Below are 17,791 nucleotides of genomic sequence, written 5' to 3' on the forward strand. Positions count from 1 at the left end.
TGACGTGGCCAGAACCGGGAGAACGGATTGATGACCACAGCCGGAGAGGACAGGACAGGCAGAAAGCGCTCCACTGGCGCATTCGTGCAGCGGCCGGACCTTGCCCGCCGGGTTGCCGCCAAGCGTTTCTTCGCAAAAATCGTTCTGCTTTCGGAGAAGATCGCCCCGAAAACGCTATGGCCGCTCTCTATTGCCGCTCTGTTTTTGGCGCTTGCCTGGTTCGGCCTTTACCGGCACATGCCGGATTTTCTGCGGCTCGGCGTCGTTTTCGTGCTCGTGTTCGCCTTCATCGCCACTCTCCTGCCGATCGCGCGGCTGAAATGGCCGACTGACAACGACGCTTCCCGCCTTCTCGAAGATCGCAACGGTCTTGCACACCAACCTGTTGGAGTACAGGAAGACGAACCGGCCTTCGACACGCCTTTTTCCAGAACGCTCTGGAAGGAACACCAGATCCGCATGGCGGAGCGTATCGCCGCACTGAATGCCGGTCTGCCGAAGCCCGATATCGCCCGTTATGACCGTCTCGCCCTACGCGCCGTTCCCGCCCTTCTTCTGGCTGCTGCCTTCGGTTTTTCCTTTTCCAACGGCGCAGGCACGATTGCCGATGCCTTCCGCAGCCAACCGACCGTGGGTCCGCTCAATCCCGATATTCGACTGGACGCCTGGGTTACGCCGCCCTCTTATACCGGCCGCGCACCGATTTTCCTGACTGGGCGTGACGCGACCAACCGCGACGCGGTTTCCGTGCCGCAGTCCTCCAGGCTGACGATCCGCATGACCGGTGGTGATGGCGGCGAAGAAGTGACCTTCGAACCGGAAATGGCGGGCGCCCTGCAAAAGCTCGCTCCCGAAACAACCCGGGCCAACAGTGCGAGCGGTGATGTCGCGGTTCCGGCGCAGGCTCCTTTGGCGGATCAGCCCTTGGCACCGCGCACCTTCGCGATGGATGTCACCGAAAGCGGCATGATAACCGCCAATGGCGAGCAATGGGTGTTCAATGTCATCCCGGACCAGCCGCCCAGCATCGCCTTCGACAACATGCCGCGCCGCGCCGTCAACGGCGCGCTGGAAATCGGCTTCACGGCCAAGGATGATTACGGGTTGAAGGAAGCTCACGCAATTATTGAGCCTGTCGGCGTTGCCGAAGGCGCGACAGCGCTTTACCCGCCCCCGGAATTCAAGCTCGATCTGCCGCGGCAGAACAATCGCGAGATCAAGGGCCTGACCAGCCGCAACCTGACCGAACATCCGATGGCCGGGAAACGCGTGCGTATTACACTGGTGGCGACTGACGGTGCAGGCCAGACCGGCCGCAGCCCTCCGCATGAAATGGTGCTGCCGGGCCGCAATTTCTCCGAACCGCTGGCTGCTTCCATTGCCGAACAGCGGCAGATTTTTTCGCTCGACATACGCCAGATGCCGAAGGCGATCGCCTATAACGAGGCGGTTGGAATGCGCCCGGAAGAGACCATTACCAACACGACGCATTATCTCCTGCTGCAATCGGCGCAGACCCGCATGCGGCTCGCCTATAATGAGGAGATGCTGAAGGACACGGCGGATTACCTCTGGGAGATCGCACTGGGCATCGAGGATGGTGATCTTTCGCAGGCGGAAAAGCGCCTGCGCGATGCACAGACCGCCCTTTCCGAGGCGCTTCAGCGCAATGCCTCCGATGAAGAAGTGGCCAAGCTCATGCAGGAGCTGCGCGAGGCGATGCAGCAGTTCATGAGCGAGCTTGCGCAACGCATGCAGAATGCGCCGCAAGCCAACATGAACCAACAGGCACAGAACGTGCTGCGCCAACGCGATCTGGAAAACATGATGAACCAGATCGAGAATCTCGCCCGTTCCGGCAATCGCGATGCCGCGCAGGAAATGCTCTCGCAATTGCAGCGCATGATGAACAATCTGCAAGCCGGCCGACCGCAGCGTCAGGGGCAGCAAGGCCAGCAGCAGAGCAGCAAGATGCGCCAGCAGATCGACAAGCTTGGCGAAATCCTGCAGCAGCAGCAGAAGCTGATGGACGAAACCTTCAAGCTGGATCAGGCATTGCGCGACCGGATGCAGCGCGGTGATCCGCAGCAGGGCGGCGAAAGCGACGACCAGCAGATGGGCGAAAACGGCCAGCAACAGCGTCAGAGCCAGCAAGGCCAACAGGGTGAGAATGGCCAACAGGGCGGACAGCAGCAGACGGACCAGATGACCGCCGAGCAATTGCGCGAAGCGCTGAAAAACCTGCGGGCCCAGCAGGATGCCCTCGGCAAGCAGCTCGGCGAATTGCAGCAGGGACTTCGCGATCTCGGCATGGAGCCGGGCGAAAATTTCGGCAAGGCGCAGCAGGAAATGCAGGGCGCCGGTGAGGCGTTGGGCAAGAGCCAGGGTGAACAGGCCGTCGAGGGCCAGGGCAATGCGCTGAATGCGCTGCGCCAGGGCGCACAGGACATGATGGGCCAGATCATGCAGGCCATGCGCCAGCAGGGCCAGCAGCCTGGTCAGGGGCAGGAAGGCATGGCCGGTCAAGGCGGCCAGAACGGCCGCGACCCGCTCGGCCGTCCGCGCAGTACCACCGGCCCTGACTTTGGCGATCAGGTGAAGGTGCCTGACGAAATAGACGTGCAACGCGCCCGCGAGATTCTTGACGCCATCCGCGAAAAGCTCGGCAACAATCCGCCGGGTGAGGTGGAACGGCGTTATCTCGAGCGGTTGCTGGATATCAGGTGAGGGTTCGCACAGGTAATGGTGCGCCTCGTTACATCCTGTTTCAGAAGCTAAAGTTTCCGTCATGCCGGACTTGATCCGGCATCCAGCAGACGCGCGTCTGCGCGGCGGAAAGAGTTCTTTCAGCCCAAGGACTTGGGCTGGCTGGATTCCGGCTCAAGGCCGGAATGACGGAGGTAGGGAACTGCGCTGAGCCAGGGGGCTGACCAACAAAAAAGGCGGCCCGACGGCCGCCCTTTAATCTCTGCGCCCTTACCACTCAGGCCGCAAGCGCCCGTGCCACAGCCTTGCGAATATCCGGAAGTGCAAAGGGTTTGGAAACCACGTCCACGATCTTTGTCGCCAGATCATCCGCCCGTTCGCGCTGCTCGGCGTAACCGGTCATCAACAAAATACGCATGGCCGGGAAGCTTTCGGCGGCGCGGTGCGCCAGCTCGATGCCATCCATGGCCGGCATGCGGATATCCGAAAGAAGAAGATCGAAACTGGTTTCCTGAAGCTTTTCCAGGCCCTGCTCGCCGTCTGCCGCCTCATGGGTCTCGTGACCGTCGAGACGTAGCGCCCGCGCCACGAAAGAACGCAGCGCATCCTCGTCTTCGGTAATCAGAATCTTCGCCATTACTCATTGCTCCTGGGCATCATTTCCAGCCGTGAGCAACATCGCAGGCTCCTCTTTTCAAGAGGTAAACACCCAGGCTTTGGCTGGGTGAATGGTTAATGAGGCGTCTCTTCGCTGTGCCGTTCCGGCACGGGAAAACTGCTCAGGCGTCGCCGGTGACAACGCCGACGAAGGGCAGCTCGCGGAACGCATAAGCGACATCCATGCCGTAACCCACCACGAAATAATCAGGACATTCGAAACCGACATAATCGGCTTCCAGATCTTCCTTGCGCTTGACTTTCTTGTCGAGAAGCACGGCGATGGTGACGTTGCGAGCGCCACGTTCGTAAAGCAGTTCCTTGGCGAAGCGCAGCGTGCGGCCGGATTCGAGAATGTCGTCAATCAGCAGGACGTCGCGGTCTTTCACGTCGCTGTCGATATCCTTGACGATCCTCACGCCCTGCGAAACCGTGCCGGTGCCATAGCTCGACAGCGTAATGAATTCGACTTCGGGGGCTAGACCACTGTCATGCAGCGCGCGGATAAGGTCGGCCGCGAAAATGAACGATCCCTTGAGCACGGCAATGACGAGCAGATCCTTGGTCGGGCCGCTGGCAATGTGCTTGGCCATGTCGCGATTGCGCTCTGCAATCTGCTCGGCGGTATAAAGCGGCTCGATATTTTTTCCACGGACGACGGGCATTCTTACTCCTGTGCTGCGCCTTGCGATTTTACCTTTCAGTAAAAATAGAAGACAGGCGTTAGCACAGTCAGCGTCCGGACGCACCCGCCTCAACGAAGGAAAGCTTGATCTCGGGCGTTTTTCCACCGGGATGGCGCAGTTTTGCCGAAAAACCGTGGCTGAAACCGGGCTGCATCTGTTTAACCGGCGGTTCAATGACCATGCTGGCCACCAGTTGTCCCTTGGCGGCAAAAAGGTCGGCGCGAAGGGCCGGCACCTCTTCGAGCTTGCCGCCGTTGTTCTCCACGATGCCATTGATGAGCAGGATATCCATACCGCCCGCCTCCTGCGGCGTCACGGTGACATGGGAAATGGCGAGGGGACTGACCAAAGCTGCTACAGCGGTCTTTTCCGGCACCACCACCGAGAGGCCGCCTGAACAGACAAAAACAAGAATGGCGAGCCCCGCCACCAGCGCGGAATAAGCGTCCGCCGAAAGGAGGGATAATCTGCGATCCAGCCAGCCGATGAAGGCGAGGCCGAGCACACCGATGGTGACAGGTGGTTTTGCACCGTCCAGGGGCCTCGCGCCGCGATTGTCGTTTCCGGGCTGGCGCGGACGGTTTTCCTTGATGGTGACAAATTCCGCGTCTACCACGTCAACTGTCGGGTTTGCCCCCCGCGCCGTGCGGCGCAGCGGCGTCTCAGGCATCAGGAGGTCAAAATCGAATGCCGCTTGCCGGCGAGATGAACGGAACATAGCCATAGAATTCCTTGGGTGAGGTTTTCCGGCCCGCAAAACTGGGCATTGCAACGAATCCTGCCAAGTTTTAAATTTAAATGGTTAATGCTTCGCAAAAACCGCTCGCCGGGCGTCCCGAACCGGGGTAGACCGCGCCCTCCGGCTTCATCCCAGCGGCTTGCGAACCACCACGAAACGAAGAGACTGGAAGTCCGTTGATCCATTTCGAAAATGTCGGGTTGCGTTACGGCATGGGACCCGAAATCCTGAGGGACATGACCTTCGATATTCCCAAAGGGTCGTTCCAGTTTCTGACCGGCCCCTCGGGCGCCGGCAAGACAACGCTCCTGCGCCTGCTACTGATGTCGCTGCAGCCGACCCGCGGCAATATCCGCATGTTCAATCGCGATGTGTCACGCATTCCGCGCAGTGAGCTGCCGATGTTGCGCCGACGCGTCGGCATCGTGTTTCAGGATTTCCGGCTGCTTGATCATCTGACGACCTATGAGAATGTCGCCCTGCCGCTGCGCGTGCGTGGCAAGGAAGAAAGCGCCTATCGCAATGACGTGATCGAGCTTCTGAAATGGGTTGGGCTCGGCGAGCGTGTCAACGTGCTGCCGGCGATCCTTTCCGGCGGCGAGAAGCAGCGCGCCGCCATTGCCCGCGCGCTGATGGACCAGCCGGAAATATTGCTGGCCGACGAGCCGACCGGCAATGTCGATCCGCCGATGGCCAAGCGCCTTCTCAACCTGTTTCTGGAACTCAACCGGCTGGGCACCGCCGTCGTTATCGCCACCCATGACTTCGGCCTGATGGACCAGATCGATGCGCGCCGGATGATCCTGACCGAAGGGCGGCTCGACATCTATGAATGAGATCACCCCGCAAACCGTTGAAGCCGGAAGCGGCGCAGCCGAAGCGTCCGCCCATGCGCATCCGCCCGATGGCACCCATTCTGCCGCCCTCCAACATTCAGGGCAATGCGCTGATGGTGGTCATCGCCATCATGGCTTTTCTCGCCTGCCTCACGCTCGGCGCCGTTTCCATGGTGCGCGCCACTGCCGCCACGTGGCAGAGCCAGATTTCCCGTGAGATCACCATCCAGATCAAACCCGAGGACGGGCTGGACATGAATGCAGCGCTGAACAAGGCGCGCAATCTGGCGCTCACCTTCGTCGGCACCCGCGATGGCACCATTCTTGACGATGCGGCGACATCGCGCCTGCTGGAGCCGTGGCTCGGCAGCGGGCTCGATCTCTCCGAACTTCCCATACCGCGTCTCGTCGTCATCACCATCGATGAAAACAATCCGCCCGATTTCCAGGCGATGCGGGATATGCTGAAGGCCGAGATTCCACAGGCATTTCTGGACGACCATCGCACCTGGGTCGACCGGCTCGTTTCCATGGCAAGAACCACTGTCATGATCGGCGTTGGCGTCCTCGTTCTCGTGTTCACAGCCATGGTGCTGACTGTCGTATTTGCCACCCGCGGCGCGCTTTCCGGCAATCGGCACATTGTCGAGGTTCTGCATTTTGTCGGCGCGGAGAGCAGCTTCGTGGCGCGGGAATTCCAGAAACACTTCCTGAAGATCAGCCTCAAGGGCGCGGCAGCGGGCAGTGCGCTGGCAGCCGCCGTGTTCCTCGTCGCCGGTTTCTGGCAGTCGAGCACCGTCGCCACCCCCCAGAGCGATCAGGCAAGTGTGCTTTTTGGCTCCTTTTCCGTCGGCCTTGGCGGTTATTTCGGCATTGCGATGACGATGATCATCATCGCGCTTCTCACCACCATCACCGCACGCCTCACCGTCATCCGCACCATCGACGATATCGATCGCGTCCGGTCCGATCCGTCGAAAAGCGACGGCCTGGCATCGTGATGACACGATGAATCTAGCGGAAAAACTGAAACCGTCACGAACGGGATGTAACCTGCGGACGGTGGACAAAAATGCCTGTTCCTTGCCTTAATCGGCGAGTAATCAGGAGGAATGTTTGTGAGTCGGACGGACCAGGATCAGGCAGCGACGCGACCGGCCCGAAAGGGGCTTTTGGCGCGGCGTGGTCCATTGCGCCGTTTTATCCGCGGCCTCATCCTGCTCTGCGTCATCGCGCTCGGCGCATTTTCCGGTGGTTTCCTGTGGTTTGCGGATTCTGTCGCCTCGATGCGCCCGCCCGAGGGTGCCAGAGGCGATGCCATCATCGTGCTCACTGGCGGTTATCAGCGCATCGAACAGGCGGTCGGCCTTCTGAGAGACGGCGTGGGCAAACGGCTTTTGATTTCAGGCGTCAACCCGGCCACAACGCGCTCGCAGATACGCAAGATGACGCAAGGGTCGTCCGATATGTTCACCTGCTGCGTGGACATGGGCTACAAGGCGATAGATACGATCGGTAACGCCAATGAGGCGGCGAGCTGGATACGCGATCACAACTACTCTTCCATCGTGGTCGTCACAAATAATTATCACATGCATCGCAGCCTTCATGAATTGCGCAGCGCCAGCCCACACACGCAATTCATCGCCTATCCCGTCATCAGCGCCGATCTTGCCCGCACCAACTGGTTCGTGGAACCGGATGTGGTGAGAACCATGCTTTATGAATATCTGAAATTCGTGGCGGCGGCCGGACGTGACCTGACGGGCTTCGGCAAGGGCGATGGCCTGCGCAAGGCCACTGCCGATCACACTGCGCCTAAAGTCACTGCAGCTTCCTCATAAGCATCCAGAAACACGCTTGCTGCCGCCCCTTGTTTTCGTGTAGGCGTCTGACATCGGCATCCGGCATCGAAACGCTAAAGACTTCGAAACGGCTGCGTCCCGGGAAGGCTGTTGATGCTCAAGCTGCGCTCTTTTCTTTTCAATACGCTGTTTTATCTCAACCTGATTGTCCGCATGATCGTGCTGACGCCGATCTATTTTATCCTGCCACGCAAGATCGCCTACGAAATCCCGAAGAACTGGGCGCGCTCCAATCACTGGCTGATGAAAACCATCGTCGGCACCACCTTCGAGATCGAAGGGCTGGAAAACATTCCAGAGACTGGCTGCATCTTCGCGCCGAAGCACCAGTCCTTCTGGGACACCTATGCGCTGCTGCCCAACCTTCCCGATCCGGTCTATATTCTAAAGCGCGAACTTTTGTGGATCCCGCTGTTCGGCTGGTACGCGATGAAACAGAGGATGATCCCGGTCAACCGCGCCGCACGCGGTAAGGTGATGCTGAAGGTGATGGAGCGCGCGAAAGAGGAAATGGCCGCGGGGCGCGAACTCATCATCTATCCCGAAGGGACACGCCGGCCGCCGGGCGCCGAGCCTGAATATCGTTACGGCATCGCGAGGCTTTACCGTGACCTTCAGGTTCCGGTCATTCCCGTCGCCATGCATCCGGGCCTCTTCTGGCCGCGCCGTTCCACCATGCGTTATCCCGGCCATTTCAAGGTGCGTATCCTGCCCGCAATCGAACCGGGGCTCGACCCCGATGTGTTCTTCAAGCGCCTGATCGATGTCACGGAAAAGGCGAGCGACGAATTGCTGCTGGAAACCGTGAGCAACAATCCGCATTTGCCCTTGCCGCCGACTGCGGTGAAGCGGATTGCCGAACTTCAGGGCAAGGAATCAACGGCTGGCTGAGCGACAAGCGCGCCCACATTGGCAGCGATGCTCTCCAGCAAGGAATCGCGTATGCCCATGTCCTGCAGATGCTGCACGGTGTTGAAGACGTAATCCGTGTTCGGACCGGAGCGACCGGCCGCAGCCGCGATGATGACAGCCGATTCGGCAACGCCGAGACCGCCGATATATTGCTCATGCGCGGGATCGGCCACGTAGGTCACGGCACTGCCGCGCCGGCCGTCGGAAAGCGCGATCGAAACTACCCGCTCCTTGTAGACGTTCGTCACCAGTTCGCGCTCACGCAGATAGGCCATGACGGGATCATGATCCTTGCCCCGCACGCGAAAAGCGACGCCAAGACATGAACCACCGCGTTCCAGCCCGAGAACGAGGCCGGGCTTTTCTTCCGTGCCTCTGTAAAAATTGGAGCTGATGCAGAGCGAGCGCCGATAACCGTGCAATCGTGCCTGCTGCCTCTCCTCAAAGGCGAAGCCAGGGTTCCACATTAACGAACCGTAGCCAAAGACCCAAAAATCGTCCATATCCCAAGCCAAATCAAAATTCCCTGAAGTCTGTTCATCGGAGATCAATATGGCAGCGTCAAGCCAATCCGGCACGGCCAAAAAATTCCTCTGGCTCGCCATCGCCATCCTCGTGGTTATCGGACTTTATACCGCCGGGTGGTTTTACGCCGCCGACAGGCTGAAGCAGACTGTCCTGAACGTGATTTCCCCCTCGCAGGCCCGCAGCGTCAGCGGCGAATGCAGCGATATCGCCTTCAAGGGTTATCCCTTCCGCATCGGCCTCTTCTGCTCGAAGGTGACGGTGGATGACAGCCAGAACGGCGTCTCCGCCTCCTTTGGCGAATTGCGCTCGGCGGCACAGGTCTACAATCCCGGCCATATCGTCTGGGAACTCGATTCGCCTGCGGAAATCCGCTCGGCCCACGGCCTGACCATTTCAGCAGAATGGAAGAACATGCAGTCCAGCATCGTCACCAGGCTGAAGGGCATTGACCGCAGCTCACTCTTCATCGATGGGCTAAAGGCGCAGGCGGTTTCCTCGGTCACCGGCCAGACCATCGACTTCGATGCCGTCAAGACGGAGATGCACCTGCGCCAGAACGGCGCTGATCTCGATGGCGCGATCACGCTCACGGACTCCGCGACCGTCATCAAGGACTGGCCGCAGATTCTTCCGCGCCTCAACGCCATTGCCGATGTCACACTCGCCGGCAAAGCGGGCATGGTGGATGGCAGCGATACAGCTGGCCTTTATGGCGCAAGCGGCGAGCTTCGCCGGCTGGTCGCCGATATCGGCGAAGGCCGTGTCATGCGCATCAGCGGCCCCTTCTCCTTCGATAACGAGGGTTATCTCTCCGGCAAGTTCAAGCTGGAGATCGAAAAGCTCGGCGCGTGGTCTGACAATGCCAAGCAGGCGTTTCCACAGCTGCAATCTACCATCGACACGGCGCGCAAGCTGCTCGGCGCACTCGCCGGCGGCGGTGACAGGGCGTCCGTCGATCTCGTAGTGGACCGCGGCCGCGCCACGATCAGCGGCTTTATCCCGCTGGGCAAGATTCCGCCGATCTGAGGGTTAGCCCGTAATCGACGTCATCCTTGGGACAAGTGTAAAGACCGGACACATCCCTGACATGTGTTCGGAGACATCCCTGACAGTCAGAGTTTGTCTTCAAGGTTGATCTTAGCGATCTGGGTCGCTCCAAAGAAGACGCCGAAGAGACCTGTGCGGTTGAGGGGGCGAATGGCCAGACGCTCGCTTCTAAAGGCGTTGGGTATGCGCCATGCCTTTCCCTTGAAACTGACATAGCCTTTGGTGGAGCTGACGCTACGGATGATCTCGCTTCTGTCGTAGACGGGCTCGGGAAGCTGGTGGGGAAAAGGGCGTGGGGAAGGTCGATAGCGGCTTGCAGGAACGGCCATGCCGATCGCTTCGTGCGGGCGATGGTGATTGTAAATCTCACGCCAGCGATCAAAAGCTCTCTGAGCATGTGTCTGATCGCTCAGCGTGGCGAAGTCCGTTACCTCGGCCTTGAGGCTGCGATGAAACCGTTCGTTCTTGCCACGGCCCTGCGGATGATAGGGTCGTGAATGGATCAATTCGATGCCAAGCTTCAAAAGCCAGACCCGCAGGCGTGTCCACTGGTTTGGCGTACCGGTTCCCCATGGATTGCCATTATCGCAATAGATGGCTAGCGGCATGCCATAGTGGCGAAGGATGGTCTCCAGCCTGGCGCGCACGGTCTCCAGCTGCTCATTGGGGCAAGCTTCGATTGCGATGGCAAAGCGGGAGTGATCATCGATGATCGTCAGAGGGTAGCACCAGTTGCCACAGGCCATTTGCGTGCGCCCCTTGAAGTCCATCTGCCAGAGAAGGTTCGGTGCATCGCGCTCGAAGCGGCCCTGTGCCATACGCTCACCCGCATGCGGTCCGATCCGACCATGGCGGGACAGGACAGCATGCACGGTGGATGCCGAAGGAGGCTCCATGCCCAGGTCCTGCAGTCGTCTTGCGATCTTGCGAGCACCCCAGGCAGGGTGCTCGTCACGTATATCAAGAACACTGCGCTCCAGATCATCGGATGTCCGTGGAGGGCTCGAATGCGGACGACGGGAGCGATCCGCTACGGTCTCTCCCGCCTTTGATCGCCGCAGCCAGAGATAACCCGTCTGCCGACTGATGCCGAAGCGCTTGCACAGGGCCGAAACATTGGCCCCATCCAACCTCGCAAGCATCACAAACTCTGCGCGCTGATCCATGACAGAAATCTCCCGCCAAGCCATCCAGACCCTCCTCTGCCAAGCAGAAAAAGTGTCAGGGATGTCTCCGAACATCTGTCAACTATGTCTCCGGGCTGTACAACAAGCCCGAGGATGACGAAAGCAAGGCCTTGACACTTTACCAGCGGTTTGATGGCCGGATCGAATCCGGCCAAGACTGTCGCCAGCGGCGCCCTACTTCTTCTGATCCAGCGCGTGACGACCGAAGTCGGGCGCATCGACGTCCTGACCTGCCTGCACGATCGAGCGACGAATAGCGCGGGTGCGCGAGAACAGCTCGAACAGCTTGTCGCCCTCTCCCCAGCGAATCGCCCTTTGCAGGGAGGCGAGATCCTCGGAAAACCGGGCCAGCATCTCAAGGATGGCGTCCTTGTTGTGCAGGCAGACGTCGCGCCACATGGTAGGATCGGAGGCGGCCAGACGTGTGAAGTCGCGGAAACCGGAGGCAGAATATTTGATGACTTCCGATTCGGTCACCGTCTCCAGATCATCCGCCGTGCCGACGATGTTATAGGCGATGATGTGCGGCAGATGCGAAACGATGGCCAGAACCTTGTCGTGGTGTTCGGCATCCATTTCATCCACGCGCGAACCGAGCGCCCGCCAGAAATCCTTCAGCTTTTCCAGCGCCGCCGCGTCCGTGCCCGGCAGCGGTGTGAAGATGCACCAGCGGTCACGGAAGAGGCCGGCAAAACCGGCATCCGGGCCGGATTTTTCCGTACCTGCCAGCGGATGGCCGGGAATGAAATGCACGTTGTCAGGCATATGCGGCGCCATCTGTGCGATGACGGAAGCCTTGGTGGAACCCACATCGGTAACGATGGCGCTCGGTTTCAGATGCGGTGCGATCTGCCGCGCCACGCTTTCAGACGCGCCGACCGGCACCGAAACGATGACGAGATCGGCATCCTTCACCGCTTCCGCCGCCGAGACGGTATAATCCGTGCCAAGCGCCAGTTCTTCCGCCCGTTTCAGCGTATCTTCGCTGCGGGTGGAAATAATCACATGGCGGGCGAGCCCCAGTTCCTTGATATCCCGGGCAATGGACGAACCGATCAGGCCGATGCCGATCAGCGCGATGCGTTCAAACATGATCTCAGCCATCAAGCCCGCCCCATGAACTCGGTGAGAGCAGCGATGACGCCAAGATTGGCCTCTTCCGAACCGATGGTCATTCTGAGCGCATTGGGGAAACCGTAACCGCGCACCGCACGCAGAATGTACCCGCGGCGGCTCAGGAACTCGTCAGCGTCCGTTGCCCGCTTGCCGTCCTGATCCGGAAAATGGATGAGGATGAAGTTGGTGACTGACGGCGTGACGGTGAGGCCGAGGCCGGTAAAGGTCGTGACCAGCTTTTCCATCCACACCGCGTTGTGCGCCACGGCTTTTTCGACGAAAGCCTGATCGCGGATGGCAGCGGCACCCGCTGCGATGGCCGGCGCGCTCATGTTGAACGGTCCGCGCACACGGTTCAGCGCGTCGACGATGGCGGCCGGACCATACATCCAGCCCACGCGCAGGGCAGCAAGGCCGTAGACCTTCGAGAAGGTGCGGGTCATCACCACGTTGCGGTTGCCGGAAACCAGTTCCAGCCCGGCCTCATAGTCGTTCTTGCGCACATATTCGGCATAGGCCGCATCCAGCACCAGCAGAACATGTTTCGGCAGGGCGGCCTGCAGGCGGCGAATTTCCGCAACCGGAACATAGGTGCCGGTGGGATTGCCGGGATTGGCGATGAACACCATCTTCGTCTTCGGCGTCACGGCGGCGAGGATCGCGTCCACATCGACAGCGCAATCCTTTTCCTTCACCGTCACCGGTGTCGCGCCCGCGCCCATGATCTGGATCTTGTAGACGAGAAAACCGTGTTCGGTGATGATCGCCTCATCGCCCACACCCAGATAGACGTGGCAAAGCAGGCCAAGAAGCTCGTCGGAGCCGTTGCCGCACAGGATATTCGCGATGTTGAGGCCATGCACGTCGGCAATGGCCTGCCGCAACGCAATCGCCTGCCCGTCCGGATAGATTTCCAGATGGCTGGCCGCCGTACTGAAAGCCTCGATGGCTTTCGGGCTTGGCCCGAGCGGGGTTTCATTGGAGGAGAGCTTATAAACCTTCGCAACGCCATCCACATGCTCCTTGCCCGGAACATAAGCGGCGATATCCAGAATACCCGGACGCGGAACAGGTTGGCTAAGCTCTGCACTCATTTGATCGACCTTTGGAAAGCGCCGGAGAACCCGGCAAAAGCAATGCCGGAGGCATTAGACCGGAACGGTCGCTTTGTCGAGGGTCAGCGCGGCTTTCCTTGGCTTGCGGCCGCGCGGGTGGTGGGCACCCCCTGTGGCGCGAGTACCGGCACGAAAACCCGGCGCGAGGCGCGCTGGGTGACTGGCAATCCCTGATAGAGACGTTTTTGCGCTTCCACCACGATGACGCCGGAAAACAGCGGCCAGAGACGACGCCCGGTATGTTCGAGGTAACGGCGGAATTTCAGCACCGGCCGGCTTGTAGTGGGCGGAAAGAACAGCGCCTCGGCGGTGGCGCCCGGCGTGAAATTGGTTTCGCGCAACAGCGCCGTCAGCTGCCCGCGCGAATAGGGCCGGCCGGAACCGAAAGGCGTGTGTTCCATGCGCGCCCAGACGCCGCGGCGGTTCGGCACCACGATGACCAGGCGGCCGCCCGGCGCCAGTACCCGCCATAGTTCCTTGAGGCTTTCCCGCGGATTTTCGGCAAATTCCAGCGCATGCACCATGAGAACCCGGTCTATCGACGAATCGGGCAGCGGCAATTCCTCATCGAACACCAGCGCGGTGGAGGACAGCTCTCCCGCCGGCCAGTTCACCGCCCCCTGCCCGGCCGGCATGAAGGCGAAGGTGCGCTCCGTATCGCGGCGGAACCGGTCCAGAAACGGCACGGCATAACCGAGGCCCACCAGCCGCTCTTCCGGCAAGGGGGGCCACAGCGTCGAAAGCGCCATGGTGATCGCCTGCTCGGCAGAGCGGCCAAGCGGAGAATGATAGAATTCGCGCAGATCGACGATATCGGTATTCATGGGCGAGAATGTAGCATCAGGCGGTTGGACTTCAAGGCGTCTGCCCTTACATTGGAAGTCGGTTGGGAACGTCAGGCAGGCGAATGCGCCGGTTTTGGCCGGCAAATGGAGAGGATACGATGAAACCTTTGGAAATAGACGTCTTTCTTTGCCGCAGCGACAATTTCGGGGTTTTGTTGCACGACCCCGAAAGCGGGGCGACTGCCGCCATCGACGCGCCGGAAGAAGGCCCCATCCTGCACGCTCTCGACGGCCACGGCTGGAAGCTCACCCATATTTTCACCACGCATCACCATCAGGACCATGTGGAAGCCAATCTTGCGCTGAAAGACAAGTTTCAGTGCGAAATTTACGGCCCTTATGATGAGGCCGTGGCCATACCGGGGCTCGACCGCTCGCAGGCCGATGGCGACGAATTCGAATTCGCCGGCCGCCGCGTTCAGATCATCGCCACACCCGGCCATACGGCGGGGCATATCTGTTATTATATGCCGGATGACGGGCTGCTGTTTGCCGCTGATACGCTGTTTGCCATGGGCTGCGGCCGCCTTTTCGAACGCCCGGCGGCGGATATGTGGCATTCCTTCCAGAAGCTGATGGCTTTGCCGGATGAGACCAAGGTCTATTTCGGCCATGAATACACGCTGAGCAATGCCCGCTTTGCCCTGACCGTCGATCCCGACAATGCCGCGCTGCGTGACCGCGCGGAAAAGGTGGAAAAGGCACGGCAGGCGAATGAATTCACCATTCCCACCACCATCGGGCTCGAAAAACAGACCAACCCCTATATGCGGCTGGCGGATACCGGCATTCGCAAAAATCTTGGTCTGGAAAGCGCCACCGATGCCGACGTCTTCGCGGAAATCCGCACGCGCAAGGATAATTTCTGATGGGAACGGATATATCTGCGCAGGCGATCATTCGTGAACTGGGGCTCGAGCCGCATCCCGAGGGCGGTTTTTACCACCAGACTTTCCGTGACAAGGCCGGCGGCGATCGCGGTCATTCGACGGCCATCTATTATCTCCTGGAAAAAGGCGATCGCTCGCACTGGCATCGGGTAACCGATGCGGTGGAAGTCTGGCACTATTACGCCGGCGCGCCGATCGCGCTGCATCTTTCGCAGGATGGCCGGGAAGTGCAGACCTTCACGCTCGGCCCTGCCATTCTGGAAGGCGAGCGCCCGCAGGTCATCGTTCCCGCCAATTGCTGGCAGTCGGCCGAAAGCCTCGGTGATTATACCCTCGTCGGCTGCACCGTCTCGCCGGGCTTTGCCTTTTCGAGTTTCGTCATGGCCGAACCCGGCTGGTCGCCTGGGGATGCGCAGTAACTTTCAGAGCAATGCTGGCAGCGGGATGAGGAGGCAAAGCGAGAGCTTGCCCCCTCATCCGACCCTTCGGGCCACCCTCTCCCTGGCGGGGAGAAAAAATACGCCGCAACGTCTGCTTTTCTTACACTACCATCAGCCTTAGTCAGCCGCCGTATTTCGTGGCGGTGATGTAGACCTGTCCCACCCGCGTCGGGATGATCGCATAAACAGGCGCATAGACATCCATGTTGTTCGACTTGGCGAACCAGATCTCCATCGAAATGGATTTCAGATATTCGATATCCTTGCGCCCCTGCCGGTAACCCGACTTCGGCACATAACGCGCCTTGCAGACGATGGCATCGCCATTAAAACCATTGGTCTTGAACGGCTTGGTGCCGCTGGAGCTCAAAACCAGATCGAGTCGCGATTCGCCGTCATAGATCGGCAGACGAGTCGGGCAGACGCGGCCGCCCGCGGGAATGATGAGACCTGAAATCGGATCGAGAACCGAGCGCAGGTCGCGGTCTTTCACATCAACCCAATTGTCCGGCCGTGTCTTCGGCTCCGGTTTCACCGTCGTCGATGTGACGTTGCCGTTGCGATAGACGACGTCATAGGTGCGCACGCGTTTGCCGTCCTTATAGACCAGCGAATACTCGTTGGCCTGCAGCCGATGGCCACGTCTCGCGCCGGAAACGGTCGTCTTGCCGGAAATATCCTTGAGAATGCTGGCAAGACCGGCGGCACTGAAGGACCCGGAGATCGAATAATTTGGTCCATCCATGCGAGTCGAAAAACTCGCTTTGGCAATCGGCAAAATGCCGAGATTGATGCTGTATTCGCTTGTGTGGCGCGCTTCGGCAGCGAGCGAGGGGGAGACACCCGCTAACGCCATTGTCGCGGCCACGAAAATGCTTTTTCCTCTGGCAATCATTTCGATATCACCTTAAAAGAGGCGCGGAAGCGGCCTTATCGGGCGATGATATACGCCGACTTGTGGCAATAAAAAAGCGGATGCCGGTTGAAAACGCCGGAATTTCCTTTCATTTGCTCGCGAGCGGCTTGACTGTTAAGTCTCGTCTGACTATAGAACCGCAACTTTCCAATCATGGCCAGTTGGATTGCCACCCCGGTTTTGCCGGTGGCGAGCCAGTGGTGAAACAGACGAAACGAAATAGGTGTACCCATGTCCCGTGTATGCGAATTGACCGGCAAGGGCGTCCAGACGGGCAACAACGTCAGCCACGCCAACAACAAGACCAAGCGCCGGTTCCTTCCGAACCTTTGCCAGGTTACGTTGATCTCCGATGCTCTCGGCCAGCGTTTCCGCCTGCGTGTTTCCGCAGCCGCTCTGCGCTCCGTTGAACACCGTGGCGGCCTCGATGCCTTCCTTCTGAAGTCCGGCGAAAACGAACTGAGCATGCGCGCTCGTCTCCTGCGCCGCCAGATCGCCAAGAAGACGGCTGAAGCTGCTTAATAGCAGTTTCGACATCATCAACATTCGGAAGGCTTGACTGGCTTTGGCCGCTCAAGCCTTTTGCTTGTTTAATCCGGTTCCAACTGGTGGCATCACCCAGGATAAAAAAATGCTCTACCTGCGCTATACGCTTATCTATGTCGTGCTGATGACCCTCGTGGTCGTTGCGTCCAACATTCTGGTGCAATATCCGCTTTCCGGTTCGCTGTTCGGCATCAATCTCGGCGACCTGCTGACCTGGGGCGCCTTCACCTATCCAATCGCCTTCCTTGTCACGGACCTGACGAACCGCCAGTTTGGCCCATCCATAGCGCGCCGCGTCGTGCTTGCTGGCTTCGTCGTCGGGGTCACGCTGTCTTTCTGGACATCCATTCCACGCATTGCAGTCGCCTCTGGGACGGCTTATCTGATCGGCCAGCTGCTAGACATTTCCGTGTTCAACCGCCTGCGCCGCCAGCGCTGGTGGCATGCGCCGCTGGCCGGCTCCATGCTGGGTTCGGTGCTGGATACGGCGCTCTTCTTCTCCATCGCCTTTGCGGCAAGCTTCTCCTTCGTCGGCCCCAACGATGCCTTCGCCATCGAAAACGCTCCCATCCTCGGTGTCTTCGCCGTGGAAGCGCCCCGTTGGATTTCATGGGCCCTGGGTGATCTTTCGGTGAAGATTCTCGTCGGCCTTGTCATGCTCCTGCCTTACGGCGCGCTGATGAACACGCTGAAGCCGATGCCGGGCGCCGTCAAAACCGGCCGCGTTTGAGACCGTCAAGCGCGGATCAAATCGCGCTTG

Annotated in this window: 18 protein-coding genes and 1 pseudogene; 10 read left to right on the forward strand and 9 right to left on the reverse strand. The window is 59.7% G+C overall.

Annotation, left to right across the window (positions count from 1 at the left end; all coding sequences use genetic code 11):
• Positions 1-30: 30 nt before the first annotated feature.
• Positions 31-2,727, forward strand: a complete 2,697-nt coding sequence (locus QE453_RS02665; protein ID WP_309776329.1) for a TIGR02302 family protein — start codon at positions 31-33, stop codon at positions 2,725-2,727.
• A 256-nt stretch (positions 2,728-2,983) separates the two neighbouring features.
• On the opposite strand, the gene QE453_RS02670 is transcribed toward QE453_RS02665, so the two are convergent.
• From QE453_RS02670 to QE453_RS02680, 3 genes are all read right to left on the reverse strand, one after another.
• Positions 2,984-3,343 (reverse strand): response regulator, encoded by a 360-nt coding sequence (locus QE453_RS02670; protein ID WP_309776330.1) that lies wholly within the window; start codon positions 3,341-3,343, stop codon positions 2,984-2,986.
• A 142-nt stretch (positions 3,344-3,485) separates the two neighbouring features.
• Positions 3,486-4,028, reverse strand: a complete 543-nt coding sequence (gene hpt / locus QE453_RS02675) for a hypoxanthine phosphoribosyltransferase (protein ID WP_004445644.1) — start codon at positions 4,026-4,028, stop codon at positions 3,486-3,488.
• A 67-nt stretch (positions 4,029-4,095) separates the two neighbouring features.
• Positions 4,096-4,767, reverse strand: coding sequence for a DUF3426 domain-containing protein (locus QE453_RS02680; protein ID WP_042935785.1), 672 nt, complete (start codon positions 4,765-4,767; stop codon positions 4,096-4,098).
• A 197-nt stretch (positions 4,768-4,964) separates the two neighbouring features.
• On the opposite strand from QE453_RS02680, the gene ftsE reads away from it, so the two are divergent.
• From ftsE to QE453_RS02700, 4 genes are all read left to right on the forward strand, one after another.
• On the forward strand, positions 4,965-5,624 hold the full coding sequence (gene ftsE, locus QE453_RS02685; RefSeq protein ID WP_004445648.1) for a cell division ATP-binding protein FtsE: 660 nt from the start codon (positions 4,965-4,967) through the stop codon (positions 5,622-5,624).
• Positions 5,621-6,625 carry an ABC transporter permease gene (locus QE453_RS02690; protein WP_309776331.1) on the forward strand — a complete coding sequence of 335 codons (1,005 nt, stop codon included), beginning with the start codon at positions 5,621-5,623 and terminating at the stop codon, positions 6,623-6,625. Before ftsE ends, QE453_RS02690 begins: the two co-directional genes overlap by 4 nt.
• Positions 6,626-6,736: 111 nt before the next feature.
• Positions 6,737-7,468, forward strand: coding sequence for a YdcF family protein (locus QE453_RS02695; RefSeq protein ID WP_035209126.1), 732 nt, complete (start codon positions 6,737-6,739; stop codon positions 7,466-7,468).
• 114 nt (positions 7,469-7,582) lie between these two features.
• A complete protein-coding gene (locus tag QE453_RS02700) occupies positions 7,583-8,380 on the forward strand; it encodes a 1-acyl-sn-glycerol-3-phosphate acyltransferase (RefSeq protein ID WP_022563015.1) in 798 nt (265 codons plus the stop codon).
• Here the strand turns inward: QE453_RS02700 and QE453_RS02705 are convergent.
• On the reverse strand, positions 8,353-8,904 hold the full coding sequence (locus QE453_RS02705; RefSeq protein ID WP_004445654.1) for a gamma-glutamylcyclotransferase: 552 nt from the start codon (positions 8,902-8,904) through the stop codon (positions 8,353-8,355). The genes QE453_RS02700 and QE453_RS02705 overlap by 28 nt on opposite strands.
• A 49-nt stretch (positions 8,905-8,953) precedes the next feature.
• Between QE453_RS02705 and QE453_RS02710 the strand changes: the two genes are divergently transcribed.
• Positions 8,954-9,955, forward strand: coding sequence for a DUF2125 domain-containing protein (locus QE453_RS02710; RefSeq protein WP_309776332.1), 1,002 nt, complete (start codon positions 8,954-8,956; stop codon positions 9,953-9,955).
• A gap of 3 nt (positions 9,956-9,958) precedes the next feature.
• Here QE453_RS02710 and QE453_RS02715 read toward each other — a convergent pair.
• The 4 genes and pseudogenes from QE453_RS02715 to QE453_RS02730 form a co-directional block, all read right to left on the reverse strand.
• Positions 9,959-11,166: pseudogene (locus QE453_RS02715) on the reverse strand (IS481 family transposase).
• A 171-nt stretch (positions 11,167-11,337) separates the two neighbouring features.
• On the reverse strand, positions 11,338-12,267 hold the full coding sequence (locus QE453_RS02720; RefSeq protein WP_077985768.1) for a prephenate/arogenate dehydrogenase family protein: 930 nt from the start codon (positions 12,265-12,267) through the stop codon (positions 11,338-11,340).
• The gene (gene hisC, locus QE453_RS02725; RefSeq protein ID WP_309776333.1) at positions 12,267-13,373 is read right to left on the reverse strand and encodes a histidinol-phosphate transaminase; all 1,107 of its coding nucleotides are present in this window, start codon (positions 13,371-13,373) and stop codon (positions 12,267-12,269) included. Before hisC ends, QE453_RS02720 begins: the two co-directional genes overlap by 1 nt.
• An 83-nt stretch (positions 13,374-13,456) precedes the next feature.
• On the reverse strand, positions 13,457-14,218 hold the full coding sequence (locus QE453_RS02730) for a class I SAM-dependent methyltransferase (protein WP_004445660.1): 762 nt from the start codon (positions 14,216-14,218) through the stop codon (positions 13,457-13,459).
• A 119-nt stretch (positions 14,219-14,337) separates the two neighbouring features.
• Here QE453_RS02730 and gloB point away from each other — a divergent pair, with 119 nt between their 5' ends.
• Together gloB and QE453_RS02740 are read left to right on the forward strand one after the other, a co-directional pair.
• On the forward strand, positions 14,338-15,108 hold the full coding sequence (gloB, locus tag QE453_RS02735; RefSeq protein WP_309776334.1) for a hydroxyacylglutathione hydrolase: 771 nt from the start codon (positions 14,338-14,340) through the stop codon (positions 15,106-15,108).
• Complete coding sequence (locus QE453_RS02740) at positions 15,108-15,548, forward strand: cupin domain-containing protein (protein ID WP_004445662.1); 441 nt, start codon at positions 15,108-15,110, stop codon at positions 15,546-15,548. The genes gloB and QE453_RS02740 overlap by 1 nt, the downstream gene beginning before the upstream one ends.
• A gap of 142 nt (positions 15,549-15,690) precedes the next feature.
• Here QE453_RS02740 and QE453_RS02745 read toward each other — a convergent pair whose 3' ends face one another.
• On the reverse strand, positions 15,691-16,464 hold the full coding sequence (locus tag QE453_RS02745) for a DUF3108 domain-containing protein (protein WP_022563021.1): 774 nt from the start codon (positions 16,462-16,464) through the stop codon (positions 15,691-15,693).
• Between the two features lie 252 nt (positions 16,465-16,716).
• Here QE453_RS02745 and rpmB point away from each other — a divergent pair, with 252 nt between their 5' ends.
• Together rpmB and QE453_RS02755 are read left to right on the forward strand one after the other, a co-directional pair.
• The gene (rpmB, locus tag QE453_RS02750; protein WP_003509888.1) at positions 16,717-17,007 is read left to right on the forward strand and encodes a 50S ribosomal protein L28; all 291 of its coding nucleotides are present in this window, start codon (positions 16,717-16,719) and stop codon (positions 17,005-17,007) included.
• Positions 17,008-17,116: 109 nt separating this feature from the next.
• Positions 17,117-17,761, forward strand: coding sequence for a queuosine precursor transporter (locus tag QE453_RS02755; protein WP_309776335.1), 645 nt, complete (start codon positions 17,117-17,119; stop codon positions 17,759-17,761).
• Positions 17,762-17,791 lie beyond the last annotated feature (30 nt).

The organism is Agrobacterium sp. SORGH_AS_0440, assembly GCF_031453135.1.
GTDB classification, from domain to species: domain Bacteria; phylum Pseudomonadota; class Alphaproteobacteria; order Rhizobiales; family Rhizobiaceae; genus Agrobacterium; species Agrobacterium pusense.

Excerpts from the sequence above, each read along its gene's own strand:
- hisC (WP_309776333.1), bottom strand. The coding sequence starts at position 13,373 with ATGAGTGCAGAGCTTAGCCAACCTGTTCCGCGTCCGGGTATTCTGGAT.
- QE453_RS02670 (WP_309776330.1), bottom strand. The coding sequence starts at position 3,343 with ATGGCGAAGATTCTGATTACCGAAGACGAGGATGCGCTGCGTTCTTTC.
- QE453_RS02695 (WP_035209126.1), top strand. The coding sequence starts at position 6,737 with ATGTTTGTGAGTCGGACGGACCAGGATCAGGCAGCGACGCGACCGGCC.
- QE453_RS02710 (WP_309776332.1), top strand. The coding sequence starts at position 8,954 with ATGGCAGCGTCAAGCCAATCCGGCACGGCCAAAAAATTCCTCTGGCTC.
- QE453_RS02690 (WP_309776331.1), top strand. The coding sequence starts at position 5,621 with ATGAGATCACCCCGCAAACCGTTGAAGCCGGAAGCGGCGCAGCCGAAG.
- QE453_RS02730 (WP_004445660.1), bottom strand. The coding sequence starts at position 14,218 with ATGAATACCGATATCGTCGATCTGCGCGAATTCTATCATTCTCCGCTT.
- rpmB (WP_003509888.1), top strand. The coding sequence starts at position 16,717 with ATGTCCCGTGTATGCGAATTGACCGGCAAGGGCGTCCAGACGGGCAAC.
- QE453_RS02665 (WP_309776329.1), top strand. The coding sequence starts at position 31 with ATGACCACAGCCGGAGAGGACAGGACAGGCAGAAAGCGCTCCACTGGC.
- QE453_RS02745 (WP_022563021.1), bottom strand. The coding sequence starts at position 16,464 with ATGATTGCCAGAGGAAAAAGCATTTTCGTGGCCGCGACAATGGCGTTA.
- QE453_RS02705 (WP_004445654.1), bottom strand. The coding sequence starts at position 8,904 with ATGGACGATTTTTGGGTCTTTGGCTACGGTTCGTTAATGTGGAACCCT.
- gloB (WP_309776334.1), top strand. The coding sequence starts at position 14,338 with ATGAAACCTTTGGAAATAGACGTCTTTCTTTGCCGCAGCGACAATTTC.
- QE453_RS02680 (WP_042935785.1), bottom strand. The coding sequence starts at position 4,767 with ATGTTCCGTTCATCTCGCCGGCAAGCGGCATTCGATTTTGACCTCCTG.
- QE453_RS02740 (WP_004445662.1), top strand. The coding sequence starts at position 15,108 with ATGGGAACGGATATATCTGCGCAGGCGATCATTCGTGAACTGGGGCTC.
- QE453_RS02700 (WP_022563015.1), top strand. The coding sequence starts at position 7,583 with ATGCTCAAGCTGCGCTCTTTTCTTTTCAATACGCTGTTTTATCTCAAC.
- QE453_RS02720 (WP_077985768.1), bottom strand. The coding sequence starts at position 12,267 with ATGGCTGAGATCATGTTTGAACGCATCGCGCTGATCGGCATCGGCCTG.
- QE453_RS02755 (WP_309776335.1), top strand. The coding sequence starts at position 17,117 with ATGCTCTACCTGCGCTATACGCTTATCTATGTCGTGCTGATGACCCTC.
- hpt (WP_004445644.1), bottom strand. The coding sequence starts at position 4,028 with ATGCCCGTCGTCCGTGGAAAAAATATCGAGCCGCTTTATACCGCCGAG.